At 63.0% G+C, this 19589-nt stretch carries 19 protein-coding genes; 3 read left to right on the plus strand and 16 right to left on the minus strand.

What is annotated here, in order from left to right; genetic code table 11:
* Positions 1-7 precede the first annotated feature (7 nt).
* The 3 genes from AC0V8S_RS23150 to AC0V8S_RS23160 form a co-directional block, all read right to left on the minus strand.
* Positions 8-769, minus strand: a complete 762-nt coding sequence (locus AC0V8S_RS23150) for a GNAT family N-acetyltransferase (protein ID WP_475433569.1) — start codon at positions 767-769, stop codon at positions 8-10.
* 97 nt (positions 770-866) lie between these two features.
* Positions 867-1379: a nucleoside triphosphatase NudI gene (gene nudI / locus AC0V8S_RS23155; protein ID WP_475433571.1), complete on the minus strand. Its 513-nt coding sequence runs from the start codon at positions 1377-1379 to the stop codon at positions 867-869.
* Between the two features lie 46 nt (positions 1380-1425).
* Positions 1426-1989 carry a lysozyme inhibitor LprI family protein gene (locus AC0V8S_RS23160; protein ID WP_475433572.1) on the minus strand — a complete coding sequence of 188 codons (564 nt, stop codon included), beginning with the start codon at positions 1987-1989 and terminating at the stop codon, positions 1426-1428.
* A 192-nt stretch (positions 1990-2181) separates the two neighbouring features.
* On the opposite strand from AC0V8S_RS23160, the gene AC0V8S_RS23165 reads away from it, so the two are divergent.
* Positions 2182-3093 (plus strand): agmatinase, encoded by a 912-nt coding sequence (locus AC0V8S_RS23165; RefSeq protein WP_475433574.1) that lies wholly within the window; start codon positions 2182-2184, stop codon positions 3091-3093.
* Positions 3094-3189: 96 nt separating this feature from the next.
* On the opposite strand, the gene AC0V8S_RS23170 is transcribed toward AC0V8S_RS23165, so the two are convergent.
* The 5 genes from AC0V8S_RS23170 to AC0V8S_RS23190 form a co-directional block, all read right to left on the minus strand.
* Entirely contained in the window at positions 3190-4074 is an 885-nt protein-coding gene (locus AC0V8S_RS23170) for an aldose 1-epimerase family protein (protein WP_475438683.1), read from the minus strand.
* Between the two features lie 170 nt (positions 4075-4244).
* Positions 4245-4961, minus strand: a complete 717-nt coding sequence (locus AC0V8S_RS23175) for a Bax inhibitor-1/YccA family protein (protein WP_183459084.1) — start codon at positions 4959-4961, stop codon at positions 4245-4247.
* Positions 4962-4984: 23 nt separating this feature from the next.
* Positions 4985-5758 carry an anti-sigma factor family protein gene (locus AC0V8S_RS23180; RefSeq protein WP_183459082.1) on the minus strand — a complete coding sequence of 258 codons (774 nt, stop codon included), beginning with the start codon at positions 5756-5758 and terminating at the stop codon, positions 4985-4987.
* Positions 5755-6306: a sigma-70 family RNA polymerase sigma factor gene (locus AC0V8S_RS23185; RefSeq protein WP_183459080.1), complete on the minus strand. Its 552-nt coding sequence runs from the start codon at positions 6304-6306 to the stop codon at positions 5755-5757. Before AC0V8S_RS23185 ends, AC0V8S_RS23180 begins: the two co-directional genes overlap by 4 nt.
* An 87-nt stretch (positions 6307-6393) precedes the next feature.
* Positions 6394-6987 (minus strand): histidine phosphatase family protein, encoded by a 594-nt coding sequence (locus AC0V8S_RS23190; RefSeq protein ID WP_475433576.1) that lies wholly within the window; start codon positions 6985-6987, stop codon positions 6394-6396.
* A 181-nt stretch (positions 6988-7168) separates the two neighbouring features.
* Between AC0V8S_RS23190 and AC0V8S_RS23195 the strand changes: the two genes are divergently transcribed.
* Both AC0V8S_RS23195 and mazG read left to right on the plus strand, forming a co-directional pair.
* A complete protein-coding gene (locus tag AC0V8S_RS23195) occupies positions 7169-8353 on the plus strand; it encodes an amino acid aminotransferase (RefSeq protein WP_475433578.1) in 1185 nt (394 codons plus the stop codon).
* A gap of 80 nt (positions 8354-8433) precedes the next feature.
* Complete coding sequence (gene mazG / locus AC0V8S_RS23200) at positions 8434-9258, plus strand: nucleoside triphosphate pyrophosphohydrolase (protein ID WP_475433580.1); 825 nt, start codon at positions 8434-8436, stop codon at positions 9256-9258.
* A gap of 62 nt (positions 9259-9320) precedes the next feature.
* Here the strand turns inward: mazG and hflX are convergent, their stop codons facing one another.
* The 8 genes from hflX to dusB form a co-directional block, all read right to left on the minus strand.
* Positions 9321-10712: a GTPase HflX gene (gene hflX / locus AC0V8S_RS23205; RefSeq protein WP_183459072.1), complete on the minus strand. Its 1392-nt coding sequence runs from the start codon at positions 10710-10712 to the stop codon at positions 9321-9323.
* A complete protein-coding gene (gene hfq / locus AC0V8S_RS23210; RefSeq protein ID WP_006202172.1) occupies positions 10713-10958 on the minus strand; it encodes an RNA chaperone Hfq in 246 nt (81 codons plus the stop codon).
* A 145-nt stretch (positions 10959-11103) separates the two neighbouring features.
* The gene (locus AC0V8S_RS23215; protein WP_475433585.1) at positions 11104-11967 is read right to left on the minus strand and encodes a D-amino-acid transaminase; all 864 of its coding nucleotides are present in this window, start codon (positions 11965-11967) and stop codon (positions 11104-11106) included.
* Positions 11968-12068: 101 nt separating this feature from the next.
* Positions 12069-13430: a nitrogen assimilation response regulator NtrX gene (gene ntrX / locus AC0V8S_RS23220; RefSeq protein WP_010909346.1), complete on the minus strand. Its 1362-nt coding sequence runs from the start codon at positions 13428-13430 to the stop codon at positions 12069-12071.
* Positions 13420-15705: a sensor histidine kinase NtrY-like gene (locus AC0V8S_RS23225; RefSeq protein ID WP_475433587.1), complete on the minus strand. Its 2286-nt coding sequence runs from the start codon at positions 15703-15705 to the stop codon at positions 13420-13422. The genes ntrX and AC0V8S_RS23225 overlap by 11 nt, the downstream gene beginning before the upstream one ends.
* Before the next feature lie 128 nt (positions 15706-15833).
* On the minus strand, positions 15834-17294 hold the full coding sequence (gene ntrC, locus AC0V8S_RS23230) for a nitrogen regulation protein NR(I) (protein WP_019858034.1): 1461 nt from the start codon (positions 17292-17294) through the stop codon (positions 15834-15836).
* Positions 17291-18433 (minus strand): two-component system sensor histidine kinase NtrB, encoded by a 1143-nt coding sequence (locus AC0V8S_RS23235; RefSeq protein WP_475433588.1) that lies wholly within the window; start codon positions 18431-18433, stop codon positions 17291-17293. Before AC0V8S_RS23235 ends, ntrC begins: the two co-directional genes overlap by 4 nt.
* Positions 18430-19458 carry a tRNA dihydrouridine synthase DusB gene (gene dusB / locus AC0V8S_RS23240; RefSeq protein WP_475433589.1) on the minus strand — a complete coding sequence of 343 codons (1029 nt, stop codon included), beginning with the start codon at positions 19456-19458 and terminating at the stop codon, positions 18430-18432. The genes AC0V8S_RS23235 and dusB overlap by 4 nt, the downstream gene beginning before the upstream one ends.
* Positions 19459-19589: the final 131 nt, after the last annotated feature.

Below are 19589 nucleotides of genomic sequence, written 5' to 3' on the forward strand. Positions count from 1 at the left end.
CGACCTCTCATGAGGGTGTTCGGCCCTTTGGGCCGAATATCAGCAGCGTTCCAATTCGCTCATAGCCCATGCGGGGATAAAGCAGCGCTCCGGCGTGTGTCGCCATCAGCACCGAGCATCGCGACCCACGGGCCCGGTCATCGTGCAGCATTTTAGCCATCAGCGCCTGGCCGATGCCGCGGCGCCTATGAGAAGGCTCGACAAACATGGCCTCGCACCAGGTGGCGCCGGCGGCATCCACGCTGCGCACGCGCCCGACAATAGCGTCGCCATCCACCGCCACATACTGCCGGAATGGCGCGTCGTTGCCGAGCAGATCGGCGGCAATGGGCCGCCTGCGGATGACCTTTGCCAATTGTGTGGCACGTTCGACGGTCTGCACGCGTTCGATCAAAACGGCAGCCGGCGGGCTCGGTATCCGGCGCAGTGGCTGGACGAAAAAGCCTTCCGTCCGCAGCAGCCGGTAACCGAGAGCTTTGTAGGCGGTTCGCGTCGGTCCATCCGGTTCGTCGTTCGCGATCACGACGGAAACAGCAAAACCCGGCCGTGCATGCTGCCGCACGACCGCATCAGCTTCCTCGGCGGCGACGTCATGGACGACCCATTCTTCGCTACGGTAGTCGCGAGGATTCTTGCGCTCGGCATCGCGCATCAGCCACAATGGCCCGACGCGGCTGGCCTCGTAAGGAAAGGTGCGGCTTCTGCCCGTGCTGTAGCCATGCACGAACACTTCAATCGCCACTTCGATCTCACGCTTTGCCGTCGTCATTCACGCAGCGTAGCGTTGGCCATCAGCTCAGGGCAATACGCATCGATCGTGCCAAGCCTATGAAAATCAGCAGCAATTTCCAGTTGCTGGTCAATGCTTAAGTTCCATAATCTATCTTATGCGACTTTAGGATGTCGTGGATGCCGGACGTTGCAGTCCTTTCACAGCCCCCAGAGGTCAGCCCTGAATCAGGCCCTTCGCAGCCAAAGTTATCCGTGTGGCTGCATTCAAGGTCATAGGAATCGAACGCGCCCGCACGAACCCATGCGTGATCCTCAAACTCATCGTTGAGTTCCACCGTCCGGTTGGCGGCGCGGCAATCGAAGATGAGGTAAATCATGTAGATTTCCTCGGTCGACCCGTCCGCATACGTCTTGACCCGAACATCATCGCGAAATGTCCAAGGGGTCGCTTGCAAGATCTCCAACTTGTCACCAAGCTCTTCCCGGATCTCCCGGTGAAGTGCCTCTTCGATGTTCTCTCCGGCTTCCATCCCGCCACCGGACAAAGCCCATTGGCCTGGAAACACGCCTCGGTCGCTTGGCATTTTGCAAAGCAGATATGCGCCATCGTTCTCGATCAGCGGACAGACGATAATCCTCTGCTTCATTGCCAGGTCTTTCTGTGATTTGCCTTCGCCATCTCTCGTCGCTGGATCACTTCAGATCCGACAGCTCATCATCAAGGATCAGTGCCTGCCGGGCCGTCGCATCAAGCATGCAGCTGACAATGATATTGCTCTGGCGATCGGTGTTGACGGTTTCGGCGGACCCTTCTGCCGCACAGCGCGCATCGCGGTAAGCGATCCATGCGCGCTGCATCTTGCGATAGCCTTCCCGCAATTTGGGTGTGCCGGCCTTGGCCATGAGCGCGTCGTAGGTCGTGTTGAGACGATCCTCCCACACACTGACCTCGCGGTCGGCGCAATCGATCAAGCCCAACTGTGACTGGCCATCGTCGCTCTCGAAAGAGCACAGCTCGGTTACATAGTTTATGCACGAGGCAGGTTCGTGGCCGGCGAGCTTGATTGCGTTGTCGATATGGGATGCCGGCTTCGGCGCTTCATTCACACCGGGAACGTCGCCGGGAAAATCGCTGACATATTTTAGGCATTCGGCAAGTGCCGCCTTGTCCGAGTCACGTGCTTGATCCTTGGCCATGGCGGGCGCCAAGGCGGCAAGCAGCAAGCCACAACCCGCCAGCAGCAGAAGGCTCTTCATCGCGCAGATTCCCACTTTGCTTTCAGATTTGCAGAATGCGGCCTTTGCAACAAGTTCCGCGATGAGATCGCTCCCTGCCCCATTCGAACTCGGCAACGCGCACCGGCCCGCTGGCGATTTCGGTGATGGCATCGAACCGACGAAACAACTAGCCTGCCGTCGCGGTGAAACTCATATTCAGAACCGTCAAAAATGACCGCCTCATCTTCCTTTCTCGGCCTTCCCGATCGCCTCGCCGATGGCCGCCCGCCCCGCGCGGTGATCTTCGGAGCCGGTCACGGCAGCACCTATCCCGGCAAGGACAGCAGCGGCTATGCGTTGGCCGCAGACGCCATCCGTGCCGCCAGCCAGGATGATGCCCCACTCGTCCAGCACTGGGACTTCGATCTCGGCGGCCCGTTGTTCGACGGCAAGCCGGCCTGCTGCGTCGACGCCGGTGACATCTCGACCATCCTGCACGACAATGCCGAAAACCGGGTCCGGATCGAGGCGAAGACGCGTGAGGTCCTGGCCCTGCCGGCCGTGCCGATCCTGCTTGGCGGTGACGATTCCGTCGTCATTCCGTTCCTTGTCGGCTTTGCGGATCACGGACCGATCTGGATCCTGCAGATCGATGCCCATATCGACTGGCGCGACGAGGTGCATGGCGAACGCTATGGCTATTCGAGCCCGATGCGGCGGGCGAGCGAGATGCCGCATGTCGCCGGCATGGTGCAGGTTGGCCTGCGCAGCGTCGGCAGCGCCCGCCTCGCTGAAATCGAGGCAGCGCAGCACTATGGCAGCCGTTTCGTGACCGCGCGCGAAGTTCATGCCCAAGGCGTGGAAGCGGCGCTCAGGCATATTCCGGAAGGCGCACGCGTCGTCGTCACCTTCGACTGCGACAGCCTCGACCCCGGCATCATGCCGGGCGTGGCGGCGCGTACGCCGGGCGGCCTCACCTATACGCAGGCGATCGACCTGGTCGCGGGCCTCGGCAAGCGGGCCAGGATCGTGGGATTCGACCTTGTCGAACTCTACCCGCCCGCCGATATTGACGGCCTGTCGGCGCTGACCGCCGCGCGCCTTCTCGTCAATGTGATCGGCACCATCTCCCGACAGGTTTGAAATCCGGCTTCTCTTTCGAACAGTCAGGTCTCCGAGCATCCGTTATGAAGGATGCATGGTCCCCATGGCGTCGGATTCCGGCTGGCCGTCCGCCGATCACTGCCGCCCCTCCTCCAGGCTGATCCGGTAGCTCAGCGAACGCTTCGCCCCCGGTTCGATCAGCATCACGCCAGGCTTGTCGCTGACCTCACCGTCAAAATCGACCGGACTTGCAACACCATGCCAAGGTTCGATGCACAGAAACGGCGCGCCGCCCGGTTTGGACCAGATGCCGAGTTCCTTTGCTCCCTGCCATGACATTTCGATCGCCGGACCGTGGTCGGCGGCGTAACGCACGCTGGTGCTGGCGGGCCGGTCCAGGATGACGGCGTCGTCGTCGAACAATCGTTCGGACAGTGCAAGCGTCCTGCCGTCGATCGGCGTTGGCCGCAGGTCGGGGAGTAAAAGCCCGTCCTTCAGGCGGCGGATCGGTGCCCGCTCGGCCTCGGCAAAGGTCAACCGATAGGCTTCCTTGGGCAATTCCGGCAGCAACGGCCAGTTGAATGCCGGATGCGCACCGATCGAGGCCGGCAACAGCTCATCGCCTGTATTGGTGACCTCCAAGGTCACGCCAAGCCGCTGGCGGTCGAGCGTGTAGGTGACGGCAAGGCGAAAGGCGAATGGGTAGTACGCACGCGTGTCAGCATCGTCGGTGAGGACAAGCGTGCAGGACCGAGGCCCCCTCTCCACCCAGGTGAACGGCTTGTCGCGGGCGAAGCCGTGCTGTGTCATCGGATAGGTCTGGCCGCGATGGCGCAGTTGGTCGCCCTTCAGCCGGCCGACGATCGGAAACAGCACCGGAGAATGGCGCCGCCACTGTGGTCCGGCCTGCCACAGGAACTCAAATCCGTTCGCATCCTGCAGCGAAACCAGTTCGGCGCCCTGCCCGACTATAACAGCCGAAATGCCGTCGCCCTGAAGCGTTTGGCTGTCCTGTGCCACATGTCCTCGCGCGGTATTAAAGGCTGCCGCGCGGCAGACTAGCAAAAGCTCTTGGGGACTCAAGACGTAGTCGGATCTTGCCGGAACGAATTGTGGCCGGAGGATCTCTCCTCCGGCCACCTCTCCGCATCAAGGGCGAGAACCCCGCCCTTGCCCACAGCGGACAGTCGTTACTCCCGCTCGCCGGTGAAGTTCAGCAGCAGCTGGAAGATGTTGATGAAGTTCAGATAGAGCGAGAAGGCGCCGAAGACGGCCAGCTTCTGGCGCGATTCCGCGTCGAAATTCTCGGCGTACTGTTCCTTGATCGTCTGCGTGTCCCAGGCGGTCAGGCCGATGAAGACGGCGATGCCGATCACCGAGATGGCGAACTGCAGCGCGGTCGAGCCGAGGAAGATGTTGACGATGCTGGCGATCACCACGCCGATCAGGCCCATGATCAGGAAGGACGAGAACTGCGTCAGGTCGCGCCTGGTCGTGTAGCCGTAGAGGCTGGTGGCGCCGAACATGGTGGCGGCGATGAAGAAGGTGCGCGCGATGCTGGTTCCGGTAAAGACCAGGAACACGGAGGCGAGCGACAGGCCCATCACCGCGCAGAAGGCCCAGAACATCGCCTGGGCGCCGGCCGCCGACATGGTCTGCATCTTGAACGAAAACAGCAGGACGAAGGCGAGCGGCGCCAGCATCACCACATACTTCAGCGGGCTGGAGAAGATCGGGACATAGAGCGCAGGCGTCGACGACACCAGGAAGGCAACCAGGCCGGTGACCACGAGGCCAAGGCCCATATAGTTGTAGACGCGCAGCATGTGCTGGCGCAGGCCCTCGTCGAAGACGGCTCCGGCGTGGGCGCCGGTGCCGACGCGATATCCCAGATTGGGCGTATTCATTTGCAGTCTCCTTTGTGGATCGGTCAGTAAAGCGTTTTGGCGAGCGCCTCGGCGGCGCGGTCGAGGTCATGAACCCCGCTCTTGGCGACCACCGCATAGGCGACCTCGCCGATCTGGAAATAGGCCGAGGAAATGTCGCCCGAGGGCGCGACGGTCGGCTTGACCACGTCGAAGGTTCCCGGCCGGATCGCAAACAGCGACACCAGGCCCATATCCTTGGTGTCGACCGCCATCTCGACGCTTGGGCCGAAGCGCGACGGATAGATCTGCACGTCGCGCACCTTCCAGTCCTTGGGCAGCGTCGGCATGATGATCGCGGTCGCGGCGCGGATCTCGCCGGCGTTGTAATTGGGCGCCTCCGGCTGCGAGGGCATGGTTTCGCGCACCAGCGTCGTCCGGTGCGCGCGCACGGCCTCGTCGACATAGGCGGGCGGCTGCGGCGACGCGACGACCTTGGTCACGGACATCGGCCCGATGATGCCGTTCGCCAGCCAGCCGGCGGCGATGAAGGCGGCAACGGCCGCGGCGCGCTGCAAAACACCGAAGACACGGCCACGGACAAGCCCCCTCTCCAGCCGCCGCGCCGCGTCAGCAGTCGCCGGCCGTGCCATGCCCTTGGAACCGGCAAGCGCCACGCGCAGTTCGTCGCGGGTCCGCAGATCCGACATCACGCGTGCCGCGGCCTCCGGCCGGATCGACAGGAACGCCTCGACCTCGATGCGGCGAGTGACATCCAGCTGGTCGTCGACATAGGCGTCGAGGTCGGTGTCCGTAACGGGGTCGACAAGAGCGGTCATTGCTCACCTCCCACGATCCTGAGATGGTTTTTGCCGCGCGCCGGGGCGGCTTCTTCCATCTGGCGCAAGGCGGCGCGCGCCCTGCCGATGCGCGACATCAGCGTACCCAGCGGCACGCCTGTCGCATTGGCCGCCTGCTGATAGGAAAGCCCTTCGATGGCGACCAGATGCAGTGCCGAACGCTGCTCTTCCGGCAGGTTGAAAAAGGCCTCCCGCACCTGCGCCAGGCGCACCGAATGTTCCTGCGGCGCCGGCGTGGCGGCATCGGCGAGGTATCCGGCCTGTTCGATGCGCGCCGCTTCCGAGCGGCGCGAGCGGACGCGGTCGACAAACGCGTTATGGACGATCGACAGCAGCCAGGCCCGCAGGTTTCCACCCGAGCGGAAGGTGCCGCGCCGCTCATAGGCGCGCACCAGCGCGTCATGCACGAGATCCTCGGCATCCGCACTGTCGCGCGTCAGCGACTGTGCGTAGCGCCGCAGAGACCCGAGCTGTCCTATGATGTCAAAGCGTGGCATCGACCGTTTCATGCCCTGTTTACGGAGCATGTGGAGATTTTAATCCCGACTGTGCCATTTTTCTTGCCGGGCTCCGCCGGACGATCGCGTTCGCAGTCCCCTCGCCCTGCCTCACTCTCAGGTGCGAAGTGGCTTTACCGGTTTCGGAGCGGGTACACCGCAGGCGCGCAGCACCCACCTGTGGCCGTCGCTGCGAAAATCGGTGATGCTCAGCGGCTCGATGTCGATCTTCCCACTAGCAGCAAGCGGGGCACCCAGAACATGCAAGATCGCGGTGCGAATGACGCTGGCATGGGTTATCGCGATCGTGTGGCCACGCTCGGCCATCAACCGATCCATCAATTCGGAAGCCCGGTGGGCAACATCGGCCAACGACTCGCCGCCATGCGGCGCTGCATTGGGGTCTGTCAGCCAGACAGCGATGTCCTCGGGCTGTTTCGTCTGCACGTCCTCAAAACGCATGCCAGCCCAGCTTCCATGATCCTGGTCCGCCAGAAGCGGCTCCACCGATGCGTCCAGCGCCAGCGCCTCGGCGGTCTGGCGGGCTCGAAGCGCCGGGGCCGCCCACGCGCGGTCGGCGCGGCGCAGCGTCCCGCGCATCGCCTTTGCCAGCGTCAGCGATCGCGGCTCCAACGGCTCGTCCGACGGGAACGCCCCCTTCCGGGTCGCGGCCGTGGCGCCATTGCAGATCATCGTCAGCCGTACGAGCATGAAGCTGTCATTCCTTGAACTGCTTTCCTAGCGACGCATACGCCGGGATTAGAATAACGGCTATCGTTTCGATCGAAAGGCGGCGCCCGTGGGTGCCGCCTTTTGCCTTCTGGCGACCAAAACCGCTGGCGAAGCGCGTTCGATTTGCGTATCACTCCGCCGCGCCAACGGAACCATAACGATGTTCGAAGACCTGCAGCCAGCCCCCGCCGACAAGATCCTGGCCTTGATCGGCCTCTATCGCGCCGATCCGCGCCCCAACAAGGTCGACCTCGGCGTCGGCGTCTACAAGGATCGCGACGGCAAGACGCCGGTCATGCGCGCCGTGCGCGAGGCGGAAAAGCGGCTGCTGAACAGCCAGGACACCAAGACCTATCTTGGGCTCGCCGGCGATACCGGCTTCAACGCGGTGATGGCCAAGCTCGCCTTCGGCCCGGGCGCGGACATGACGCGCATCCGCGCAGCACAAGCGCCTGGCGGCTCCGGTGCGCTGCGCCTGGTGGCGGAGTTGCTCAAGCGGACACGTTCGGACGCAACCGTCTGGCTGTCGGATCCGACCTGGCCAAACCACATGCCGGTGATGCGTTCCGCCGGCTTGCAGATCCGCGAATACCCCTATTTCGATGCGGCCTCCGGTGCCGTTCGCTTCGACGACATGCTGGCGGCACTGCGCACGGCCAAGAGCGGCGATGTGGTGCTGCTGCATGGCTGCTGCCACAACCCGACCGGCGCCAACCTCGATGCGGCCCAATGGCAGGCGGTAACCGATCTCATCGTCGAGCGTGGCCTGCTGCCATTCGTCGACATCGCCTATCAGGGCTTTGGCGACGGCCTCGAAGCCGACGCCCTCGGCCTGCGCCTGCTTGCGGCGAAGGTTCCGGAAATGGTTGTGGCGTCGAGCTGCTCGAAGAATTTCGCCGTCTACCGCGATCGTGTCGGTGCGGCGATGATCCTGGCCAAGGACAGCGCGCAAGCCGATGTGGCTATGAGCCAGATGCTGTCGGCGGCACGCGCCATGTATTCGATGCCGCCGGACCATGGTGCCGCGGCGGTACGCATCGTGCTGGAAGACGCCGCCTTGCGTGCAGACTGGGAAGCCGAACTCGAGGAGATGCGCCTGCGCATGCTGAGGCTTCGCGTGGCTTTCGCCGAGGCGTTGCGCCGGCAGTCCAACTCCGACCGTTTCGACTTCGTCGCCAGCCATCGCGGCATGTTCTCGCGGCTCGGCCTGACGGAGGCGCAGGTCGAGCGACTGCGTGACGAGCATGGCGTCTACATGGTCGGCGACAGCCGTATCAATGTCGCCGGACTGCCCGAGGATGGGATGGACGATCTCGCCAAGGCGATCGTCTCCGTACTCGACTAAAGCGGCTCACCTGTGGACAAGGCGCCCTCGCCGGCTGACAGCATTGGCCGCGCGTCGGGCAGCGGGATAGCATCCGCCACATGACGCCATCCAAAGACATTTCGCGCCTGATCGAGATCATGGCGGCATTGCGTGCGCCGAAGACCGGCTGTCCGTGGGACATCGAGCAGGATTTCTCGACCATCGCGCCCTATACGATCGAGGAAGCCTATGAGGTGGCGGACGCCATCGCGCGTGGCGACCTCGACGATCTGCGCGACGAGCTCGGCGATCTCCTGCTGCAGGTGGTCTATCACTCACAAATGGCAGAAGAAGCCGGTGAATTTGCCTTCCCGGATGTGGTCCAGGCCATCACCACCAAAATGATCCGCCGTCATCCGCATGTCTTCGGCGACGAAGAAGCCCGCAGTGCCGGCATGGCCAAGGGCATGTGGGAAAAGATCAAGGCTGAGGAGAAGACGGAGAAGCGGCAAGCCCGCCTCGCCCGCGGCCTCGACCCCGAGGACAATGGCAAGGGGTTTCTGGACAGTGTTCCAGTCGCCCTGCCCGCGCTGACACGGGCGCTCAAACTTCAGGAGAAGGCTGCCCGTGTCGGCTTCGACTGGAGCGAGGCTGCCCCGATTCTCGACAAGATCGAGGAAGAGATCGGCGAGTTGCGCGAGGCGCTGGCCAAGGGCGATACGGCGTCGATCAAGGACGAGTTCGGCGACATGCTGTTCGCCGTCGTCAACCTTGGCCGTCACCTCAAGCTCGATTCGGAAGCCGCCCTGAACGGCACCAACGAAAAATTCCGCTCACGCTTCCACTATGTCGAGCGGGCCCTGGAAAAGTCCGGCAACACGCTGGAGAAGGCCACCCTGCCCGAGATGGAAGCACTCTGGCAGGAAGCGAAGAGCGCGAAATAGGCCTATAGACCGGCAATTCCGGATGGAAAACCGCTATACACTTTTGCTGGAATTGCCTCGAGTTAGCCGTTGTTTTTACGGCGCAATCGGCTTTCGATCTCTTCACGGGCGCTTTGCGTGGCCTTGAGCGAGATGGTGGCGCTGCCGTTTTCATTGTCGGTGCGCGAAACAATATCGCCATTGCGATAAAGCCAGTCGACAAGACCGAACTGCGCCGGCTCGATCGTCACCGTCAGGTCTTCCAGCTCGCCTGCCATGCGTGTCTCGATGATTGCCTTCAGCGCATCGATGCCCTCGCCGGTCACCGCCGATATGGCGATCGGCGGCCCCTTGTTGCCGTCGGCGGCGTCGGCAAGCAGGCGGTTCCTGTTGCCTTCGTCGAGCAGATCGATCTTGTTCCAGACTTCGATCACCCGCTTGGTATCGCCGGCGTCGACACCCAGATCCGCCAGGATACGCTCGACATCCTCGGCTTGGGCCGCCGTGTCGGGATCGGAAATGTCGCGCAGATGGATGACGAGATCGGCTTCCACCACCTCTTCCAGCGTCGCGCGAAAAGCTGCGATCAGATGCGTCGGCAGGTCGGAGATGAAGCCGACCGTGTCCGACAGGATGATCGGCGTGCCATGCGGCAGGCGCACGCGGCGCAGCGTCGGGTCGAGCGTGGCAAACAGCATGTCCTGCGCCAGCACGTCCGCTCCGGTCAGCCGGTTGAACAGCGTCGACTTGCCGGCATTGGTGTAGCCGACGATTGCCACCACCGGGAACGGCACCTTCTTGCGCTTGGCGCGATGCAGGTCGCGGGTGCGGCGAACCGTTTCCAGCTCGTGCTTCAGCTTGATGATCTTTTCCTGCAACTGCCGCCGGTCGGATTCGATCTGGGTTTCGCCGGGACCGCCGAGGAAGCCGGCACCGCCGCGCTGACGTTCAAGGTGGGTCCAGCTGCGGACCAGGCGGCCCTTCTGGTAGTTGAGATGGGCAAGCTCGACCTGCAGCGTGCCTTCCTTGGTGCGGGCGCGTTCGCCGAAGATCTCGAGGATCAGCCCGGTGCGGTCCAGAACCTTGGCATGCAATTCCTTCTCGAGATTGCGCTGCTGCACCGGGGTCAGCGGATGGTCGACAATGACCAGTTCCGCGTCCTTCTCCTTGACGATCTCGGCGAACTCTTCGACCTTGCCGCTGCCGAGCAAGGTCGCCGGGCGCGGATCGTTGACGGTCACGACGGCCGTATGGACCGGGTCAAGATCGATGGCGCGGGCAAGGCCGACCGCCTCGTCATGGCGAGCCTCGGCCGAACGCGTCAGTCTTGGGCGGTTCGTCTCGTCGTCGCCACGCGGCTGGCGGGTAAGCACAGGCACGATGACGACAGCCCGGGTCGGCCCCTTGGCTTGCGTCCCGGGATGATGCGCTGGTTTTCCGCGAACGGTCGCGTCCGCGTCCTTCTCACGTGCCAATCAGGCGCCCTGGCTTTCCTCGCCATCGAACATCTGAACCGGCTGGCTCGGCATGATCGTGGAAATGGCGTGCTTGTAGACGAGCTGGGAGTGACCGTCGCGGCGCAGCAGCACACAGAAATTGTCGAACGAAGTGACCACGCCGGTCAACTTCACGCCGTTGATGAGGAAGATGGTGAGCGGGTTCTTGCTCTTGCGAACTGAATTCAGGAACAGGTCCTGAAGGTTTTGCGATCGTTCCGCCATTGTTCTTGTCTTTCGCCGATCCCCTTCGGTTTGCAAGCCAATGCGCCAAATTGTCGGGCACATGTCAAGCGCGCAAACACCGTCTTGTCGTCAGTAACGACAAGCAGAACGAGATATATTGATGTTCATTCCACCTGTGCGGTTATCAGGCTGGACTTTTTTCCGCAATGTCAAAAAAGGCCTGCCGCAACGAAAGTGTCACAGAGCCGGGGTGCCCGTTGGCCACCGGATCGCCGTCGATGGCCACGACAGGCATGGCAATTGTCGTCGCCGAACTGATGAAAGCCTCGCGCGCCGCCTTGGCTTCGGCGACGGAAAAACCGCGCTCTTCGATCTTCAGGCCGAGCTTTGCCGCCACTTCGAACATGGTCGTGCGGGTGATGCCGCGCAGGATGCCATGATCGGCCGGCCTGGTGACCAGGACGCCGTCCCGCGTGACGATCCATGCGTTCGACGAACCGCCTTCCTTGACGTTGCCATCGGTATCTACGAACCACGCCTCCTGAGCGCCGGCTTCCTTGGCTTTCTGCTTGGCCAATACATTGGGAAGCAGTCCAACAGTCTTGATGTCGACCCGGTCCCATCGGTTCTCGGATACGGTGATGACGGCGATGCCGGTTTCGGCTCGCTTTGTAGCGGCGGCGGGGTCGGCCTTCCTGGCGGTCACCACCAAAGCTGGCTTGGTGTCCGTCGAGGGGAAGACAAAGTCGCGGCTGGCGACACCGCGCGTCACCTGGACATAGACAAGGCCATTGACGACGTGGTTGCGGGTGACCACTTCGCGCAGGATAAGCGGCAGCACGTTGCGCGCGACCGGCCAGGCGATCGACAGTTCGGTCAGCGAGCGGTTCAACCGGGCAAGATGGCGCGGCATGTCGACGATGAAGCCTCGCGCGACCTCGCAGACCTCATAGACACCGTCGGCGAACTGATAGCCGCGATCCTCGATATGCACGGAAGCGTCGGCGTGAGCGACGTAGCGCCCGTTGACATAGGCAATGCGCGGCATTGGCGACCCTTGGGAAATTCTCGGGCTGTCTTATGCGATTCCGCCGCTGCCGTAACCGACAAATGGTTGGCCCACACGCGACTGAATGGACATCGCGCGCGTCAGACGCCCAGCGACTTCAGTTTGCGATGCAGGGCGGAACGTTCCATGCCGATGAACTCGGCTGTCTTCGAGATGTTGCCGCCAAAGCGGTTGATCTGGGCGATCAGATAGTCCTTCTCGAACTGTTCACGCGCTTCGCGCAACGGCAGCGCCATGATGTGCTGGTCGGATTGATTCGGTGTGCGCGGCATGACATCGCCGATCTCGGACGGCAGAAGGTCCGCGGTGATCGGCGCATCGACGTCGTCGCCGCGCGCCAGGATCATCAGCCGCTCGACATTGTTCCGCAGCTGGCGGACGTTGCCCGGCCAGTTGTGCGCCTGCAGCACGGCCAGCGCGTCGTCGCCGATGCGGCGCGGCTTGATGCCGGCCTGGCGGGCGATCTGTTTCATGAAATTGTCGACGAGATAGGGAATATCCTCGCGCCGCTCGGCCAGCCCCGGCACCATGACCGGAACCACCGCCAGGCGATGGTAAAGATCCTCACGGAAACGTCCGTCGGCGATCATGGCTTCCAGGTTCTGCGAGGTCGAGGAGATGATGCGGACATCGACCTTGACCCGCTTTGTGCCCCCTACCCGCTCGAACTGCTGCTCGACCAGCACACGCAGGATCTTATTCTGCGTCTCGCGCGGCATGTCGGCCACTTCGTCGATGTAGAGAATGCCGCGGTGGGCCTCTTCCAGCGCGCCGACCTTGCGCTCGACGCCATTCGATTCGGTGCCGAACAGCTCGATCTCCATGCGTTCGGGCGTGATGTTGGCGGCGCTCAGCGTCACGAATGGCGCGCCCTTGCGCGCCGACAGCGTGTGGATGGCGCGCGCCGCCAGTTCCTTGCCGGATCCGGACGGGCCAATGATCATCACGCGGCTGTTGGTCGGCGCGACGCGCTCGATGGTCTGGCGCAACTGGCTCATCGCCGACGACATGCCGATCAGGTCGAAGGTCTCGCCGCTGCGCTGCTTGAGGTCGGAAACCTCGCGCCGCAACTTCGAGGTTTCCAGCGCGCGCTCGGCAATGAGGATCAGCCTGTCGGCCTTGAACGGCTTCTCGATGAAATCATAGGCACCGCGGCGGATGGCCGAGACCGCCGTCTCGATGTTGCCGTGGCCGGAGATCATCACCACCGGCAGCGTAGGATGCATGGTCTTGATCTCGTCGAGCAGCGCCAGGCCGTCCAGACGCGAACCCTGCAGCCAGATGTCGAGGAAAATCAACCTCGGCGCGCGATCAGCTATAGCAGCTAGCGCGCTGTCGGCATCGAATGCCGTACGGGTTTCGTGACCTTCGTCGCTCAGGATGCCTGCGACGAGCTCGCGGATGTCTTCCTCGTCATCGACGATGAGAATATCAGACGCCATTACCGACCTTTTCAGTTTCTCTTTCGTGTTCCGTCTTGGCTTCACCGCGCAACGGCATGGCAGCCGCGAGCGGCAGAATGATGCTGATCATCGCACCGCGCCCACCATGGAAATCCGCAGGTGCATCATGAAGTTCCAGCCTGCCACCATGGTCCTCCACGATCTTCTTGACGATAGCGAGACCAAGTCCGGTGCCCTTCTCGCGTGTGGTCATATAGGGCTCGAGCAGCCGTTGGCGATTCTCGCGCGGCAGGCCTTTGCCATTGTCGATGACGTCGATTCGAATCGCGCCATTCTGACGGCCGGCTTGAATCCGGATTATGCCGTGCGAACCGTCCTTCTGTTCCAGCCCGTCGATCGCCTCGGCGGCATTCTTGATCACATTGCCGAAGGCCTGCGCCAAAAGGCGGCTGTCGAAGGTGCCCTTCAGTGGCTCATTGCCGAAGACCCGCTCGAAGGTGATGTCGGCGCGGCTGACTTCGACCAGGAACGACGCCTCGCGCAGCGATTCGCGCAGATCGATGGCCTTCATCTCCGGCTTGGGCATGCGCGCGAAAGCTGAGAATTCGTCTACCATGCGGCCGATGTCCTCGACCTGCCGGATGATGGTGTCGGTGCACTGGTCGAAAACCTCGCGGTCCTCGGTGATGACCTTGCCGTAGCGGCGCTTGATGCGCTCGGCCGAAAGCTGGATCGGCGTCAGCGGGTTCTTGATCTCGTGAGCGATGCGGCGCGCCACGTCGGCCCAGGCGGAAGAACGCTGCGCCTGAACCAGATCGGTGATGTCGTCGACCGTCACGACGTAGGATTTTTCCTCCGAACCGTCGTCGCCCGCCTCGATGGTGATCTGCACGTTGAAGGTGCGCTCGGTGCCGGCGCGGAAGAATGTCACCTGCTCGCGGTAGACAGGCTTGCCCGACTGGCGGCCGATCTCGAAGACGCGGCCGACATGCGGCAGAATGGCGGAAAGATTCTGCCCGAGCGCGGCACTGGCGGAGATGGCCAGCATCGATTCGGCCGAACGGTTGACGATGGTGACGATGCCGTAGGGATCGACGCCGATGACGCCGGCGGTGACGCCCGCGAGCACGGCCTCCGAAAAGCGCCGCCGCTCGTCGATCAGGTCTTTTGCCGACAGGATCTCGTTGCGTTGCGATTTGAGCTCCAGCAACATCTTGTTGAAGGTATCGCCGAGCGAAGCGACATCGCCGTCTGAAGGCCTGACGGGAACCGCGACGTCGAGATTGCCGGTCGCCACCTCATCGGCGGCACCGATAAGCTGGCGAATCGGCCGCACGAGACGGTCGGCGACGGCAATGCCGGTCCAGATTGCCGACAGGATGATGATCAGGGTCAGCGATAGGTAGGGCAGCGCGAAGGCCACTTGCGAGGTGCGCCTGTTGTCTTCGAGATTGCGGTATTCGTCGGTGTTGGACCTGACGATCTGCCGCGCCTTGATCACCTCGGGATCGACAAGGCGGATGGTGTAGAGATAGAGGCCCTCGATCTCGCGCAGCTTGACGATGGCGCCCATGATGTTGCGGGTGCGCGGCTCGATCAGCACCGGTTTTCCTTCGGTGGCGCTGCTGACTGAGCCTTCCGGCGGTTCCGGCATGGCGAAGTCGGCATCCGTCTTGGCGCTCATGACGAACGAGCCGTCGGGCTTGATCAGCGCCGCATGGGCCAGCGACCGGCCCACCGCCTCCTTGTTCAGAAGGTCGAGAAAGCCTGTGCGATCAAGGCCGTAGAGCGTGCGCGACGCATCGAGGTCATAGGCCATCGACAACGTCGTGCCCTGCAAATTGCGGGCATTTTCCTGGACATAGGCATCGGCGATCGACAGCGAGGAATTGACGATTGTCTTGGTGCGGATCTCGAACCAGCGGTCGAGGCCGATGTCGAGCGTGATCGAGGCGATGATCGCCACCATGATGGCGGGAATGGCGGCAACCAGCGCGAACATGGCGACGATGCGCACATGCAGCCGCGAGGCCGCCTTGCCATGCCGGCGCGCCATCACGATGCGATGCACCTCGCGTCCGACCAGCGCGCTGAGGAAAAGCACGAAGGCGGCGTTGAGCGCAATCAGCGCCCAGGTCGTCCTGGCGTCAGGCGCGATCGGCGTCGCGCCGACCAGGATGGTGAACGAAATGGCCGCCATGACCAGCGCGCCGACGACCGCCACGACGCCGGGCAGCGCCAGCAAGCGGCGTCCGTCGCGCGCGCCGGGTTCGCTGAAAAGCGGTTGGTTGAGTACAGGTGCCTGCGGAGCCATGTCGCCGTCTGGGAGCCAATGATTGCGTCCGATCTATGCAACGCATTGTGGCGATTATGCAACAAGTGTGACAATGGCGGAAATGTTTCGCCGCTCAGTCCCCTGAAAAGAGTGCGTCAGATCAGCGCTCAGCCTGGTCGCGATGATTTGTAGACGTTGACGCCCAGTTCGCGAATCTTCTTGCGCAGCGTGTTGCGGTTCAGCCCCAGCAGTTCCGCGGCCTTGATCTGGTTGCCGCGGGTTGCCGTCATCGAGGCCAGGACCAGCGGATATTCGACTTCGGACAGAATGCGCTGATAGAGCCCGGCGGGAGGCAATTCACCCGCAAACGAGGCGAAATAGCGCTGCAGGAAATGCTCCACCGCCTGGCCGATGGAGAGGTCGTCGGGAATGAGGTTGCCGCCGCCGGGCACCACGGGGCGCTCACCGGTCTTCAGCTCCGCCTCGATGATCTCGGCTGATATTTCGTCCTGCGAATAGAGCGCGGCCAGCCGGCGAACGAGGTTTTCCAGTTCACGCACGTTGCCCGGCCAGGGGTAGCGCTTCATCAGTTCAATGCCGCCGGAAGAGATGCGCTTGGTCTGCAGCCCTTCCATCTCGCCAAGCTTGAAGAAGTGACGCACGAGATCGGGCACGTCCTCGGAACGCTCGCGCAATGCCGGCAGCCTGAGCGGCACGACATTGAGACGATAGAACAGATCCTCGCGGAACAGTCCCTGGTTGATCAGCGTGCGCAGATCCTTGTTGGTGGCGGCGACGATGCGCACATCGGTCTTGATCGGCGTGCGGCCGCCGACCGTCGTGTATTCGCCTTGCTGCAGGACACGCAGCAGGCGCGTCTGCGCCTCCATTGGCATGTCGCCGATCTCGTCGAGGAACAGCGTGCCGCCCTCGGCCTGCTCGAATCGGCCGGTGGAGCGGTTCTGGGCACCGGTGAAAGCGCCCTTCTCGTGGCCGAACAGTTCCGATTCGATGAGATCGCGTGGGATTGCCGCCATGTTGATGGCGACGAACGGCCCGCCGCGACGGCGGCCATATTCGTGGAGCGCGCGCGCCACCAGTTCCTTGCCGGTGCCGGATTCGCCCGAGATCATCACCGTCAGGTCAGTCTGCATCATGCGCGCCAGCATGCGGTAGATGTCCTGCATGGCCGCCGAGCGGCCGACCAGCGGCATGGTTTCAGGCTGCTCATCCGGCCGCGCATCGATCTTCGGCCGCCTTGGCTCCGACAGCGCCCGGTTGACGATGTTGAGCAGCTCGGTCAGGTCGAACGGTTTTGGCAGGTATTCATAGGCGCCGGTCTCGGATGCCCGGATTGCCGTCATGAACGTATTCTGGGCGCTCATGACGATGACCGGCAGTTCCGGCCGCGCCTTCTTGATGCGCGGCAGCATGTCGAAGGCGTTCTCGTCCGGCATGACCACGTCGGTGATGACCAGGTCGCCCTCGCCCGCTGCTACCCAGCGCCACAAGGTCGAGGCGTTGGAGGTGACGCGCACCTCGTGGCCGACGCGCGACAGCGCCTGGTTGAGCACGGTGCGGATCGCCGCATCGTCATCGGCGACGAGAATATTGCCGCGAACCGTCATTTGCGGTCTCCTTCGCCATCTTCATCGGCACCGAACTGCGTTTCCTTCCAGGCCGGCATCAGGATGCGGAAAGTGGTTCCGCGTGGGGTCGAATCGCATTCGATGATGCCGCCATGCTCGCCGACGATCTTGGCGACCAGCGCCAACCCCAGCCCCGAGCCGTTCGGCTTGGTGGTGATGAAGGGATCGAACAGGATCGGCAGAATGTCCTCCGAGACGCCGGAGCCATTGTCGCGCACGCAGAACTCCAGCGGCAACGAGACGCGGTCCTGTGTGCCTGGAACCGAAACGCGAATGCCCGGCCGGAAGGCGGTCGACAGCACAATCTCGCCCTGCGGGTCGCTGCCGATCGCCTCGGCGGCGTTCTTGACCAGGTTCAGGAACACCTGGATCAGCTGGTCGCGATTGGCGAACACCGGAGGCAATGATGGATCATAGTCCTCCAATATCTTGATTCTCTTGGCAAAACCGTTCTTTGCGATCGCCTTCACATGGTCGAGCACGACATGGATGTTGACGGGATAGCGATCGATCGGCCGCTCGTCGGAAAACACCTCCATGCGATCGACCAGCGAGACGATGCGGTCCGTCTCGTCGGTGATCAGTCGGGTCAGCGCACGATCTTCGTCGGAAGCGGACAGTTCGAGCAGTTGCGCGGCGCCGCGAATGCCGGAGAGCGGGTTCTTGATTTCATGGGCAAGCATCGCCGCCAGGCCGGTCACCGAGCGCGCCGCACCGCGATGCGTCATCTGGCGGTCGATCTTGTCGGCCATCGACCGCTCCTGGAACATGACGACGACGGAGCCCGGGAATTCCGGCACCGGCGCGACATAGAGATCGACGACCTTTTCGATGCCGAGGCGTGGCGACGACACATCGACGCGATATTCGTTGACCGGAGCCCGGCGCTCGCGCACCTGGTCGACCAGCGTCAGCAGTGGGCTGCCGAAGGGGATCAGCTTGGACAGGGTGTTGCGCGCCAGCATGGTCGCGCTGGAGCGAAAGAAGTCTTCGGCGTCAGCATTGGCAAAGGTGATGAAGCCTTCCTCGCTGATCATGATCACCGGGCGGCGGATGGTATTGAGGACGATCTGCGCGGCATTCGCCGTTTCAGCGCTCTGGCCAGCGGCGGCGTTCATGCGGCGCTCCGCAGGTTCAAGGGTTGTGGATCACGCGAGAACACATTGCGCAGCAAGGCAACGACGCGGGTCGGCTCGAACATGGTCAGGATGGCTTTTCGGTCATCGTCGGCGACACCAGCCGCATGGCGATCGAGATACCAGCCCAGATGCTTGCGCGCCTGCCGCAAACCGCTCTCAACGCCATACAGCGCCAGCATGTCTTCGTAGTGGGCGACGACATAGTCAGCCAATGCCGCGGGAGTCTGAGGCTGGTCGGTCACCGTTTTGCCAGCGGCGGCGGCTGCGATGCCACCGGCGATCCAGGGCGCGCCATAGTGCGCGCGGCCGACCATCACGGCATCGGCGCCAGATTGGTCGAGAATGGCGGCCGCCTCGGCAGGGGAACAGACATCGCCATTGGCAACGACCGGAATGGACACGGCTTCCTTGACACGGGCAATGGCACGCCAGTCGGCCTTGCCCTGGTAGAACTGGCAGCGCGTGCGGCCATGCACCGTTACCATCTTGACGCCTGCCTGCTCGGCACGGCGCGCGAGGATGGGCGCATTGAGCGCGCCCTCGTCCCAGCCGAGCCGCATCTTGACCGTCACCGGCACCTTGACCGCGCCAACCACGGCGTCGATCAGCGACAGCGCATGGTCGAGATCCAGCATCAATGCCGAGCCGGCATAACCGCCGGTGACCTTCTTGGCCGGGCAGCCCATGTTGATGTCGATGATGTCGGCGCCCTCGCCTGCGGCGATCCGTGCGCCTTCGGCCATATGGATCGCTTCGCGGCCGGCCAGCTGCACCATATGGACGGGCAGGCCGGAATGACGTATGCGCAAGTCGAAGCCGGCCCTGCCCTTGGCGAGTTCGCCGCTTGCCACCATTTCGGACACGACCAGGCCCGCGCCATGCGCATGGGCGCGCCGCCGGAACGGCTCGTCGGTGATGCCCGACATCGGCGCGAGGAATACGCGATTGCGGATTTCCACGCCGCCGACGTCCAAAGGCGCGGCCAATTTGGCTGAGTTAACCATGCACAAAAACCAAGCACGTCCATTCGTTGCACATTCTCTAGCCATATCGGCCGCAATGTGCAACGCGGAATGACGCCACATTAAGGCGCAATTGGGAAAATCCCGACCTTCGGTTTTTGCGGCAACCAAGG

It is taken from the genome of Mesorhizobium oxytropidicola, assembly GCF_056174625.1.

Coding starts and splice junctions, on each gene's coding strand:
- hfq (WP_006202172.1), bottom strand. CDS start 10,958: ATGGCGGAACGATCGCAAAACCTTCAGGACCTGTTCCTGAATTCAGTT.
- mazG (WP_475433580.1), top strand. CDS start 8,434: ATGACGCCATCCAAAGACATTTCGCGCCTGATCGAGATCATGGCGGCA.
- AC0V8S_RS23190 (WP_475433576.1), bottom strand. CDS start 6,987: ATGCTCGTACGGCTGACGATGATCTGCAATGGCGCCACGGCCGCGACC.
- AC0V8S_RS23235 (WP_475433588.1), bottom strand. CDS start 18,433: ATGAACGCCGCCGCTGGCCAGAGCGCTGAAACGGCGAATGCCGCGCAG.
- dusB (WP_475433589.1), bottom strand. CDS start 19,458: ATGGTTAACTCAGCCAAATTGGCCGCGCCTTTGGACGTCGGCGGCGTG.
- AC0V8S_RS23180 (WP_183459082.1), bottom strand. CDS start 5,758: ATGACCGCTCTTGTCGACCCCGTTACGGACACCGACCTCGACGCCTAT.
- AC0V8S_RS23195 (WP_475433578.1), top strand. CDS start 7,169: ATGTTCGAAGACCTGCAGCCAGCCCCCGCCGACAAGATCCTGGCCTTG.
- AC0V8S_RS23225 (WP_475433587.1), bottom strand. CDS start 15,705: ATGGCTCCGCAGGCACCTGTACTCAACCAACCGCTTTTCAGCGAACCC.
- AC0V8S_RS23185 (WP_183459080.1), bottom strand. CDS start 6,306: ATGCTCCGTAAACAGGGCATGAAACGGTCGATGCCACGCTTTGACATC.
- nudI (WP_475433571.1), bottom strand. CDS start 1,379: ATGAAGCAGAGGATTATCGTCTGTCCGCTGATCGAGAACGATGGCGCA.
- ntrC (WP_019858034.1), bottom strand. CDS start 17,294: ATGACGGTTCGCGGCAATATTCTCGTCGCCGATGACGATGCGGCGATC.
- AC0V8S_RS23215 (WP_475433585.1), bottom strand. CDS start 11,967: ATGCCGCGCATTGCCTATGTCAACGGGCGCTACGTCGCTCACGCCGAC.
- AC0V8S_RS23175 (WP_183459084.1), bottom strand. CDS start 4,961: ATGAATACGCCCAATCTGGGATATCGCGTCGGCACCGGCGCCCACGCC.
- AC0V8S_RS23160 (WP_475433572.1), bottom strand. CDS start 1,989: ATGAAGAGCCTTCTGCTGCTGGCGGGTTGTGGCTTGCTGCTTGCCGCC.
- AC0V8S_RS23165 (WP_475433574.1), top strand. CDS start 2,182: ATGACCGCCTCATCTTCCTTTCTCGGCCTTCCCGATCGCCTCGCCGAT.
- AC0V8S_RS23150 (WP_475433569.1), bottom strand. CDS start 769: ATGACGACGGCAAAGCGTGAGATCGAAGTGGCGATTGAAGTGTTCGTG.
- ntrX (WP_010909346.1), bottom strand. CDS start 13,430: ATGGCGTCTGATATTCTCATCGTCGATGACGAGGAAGACATCCGCGAG.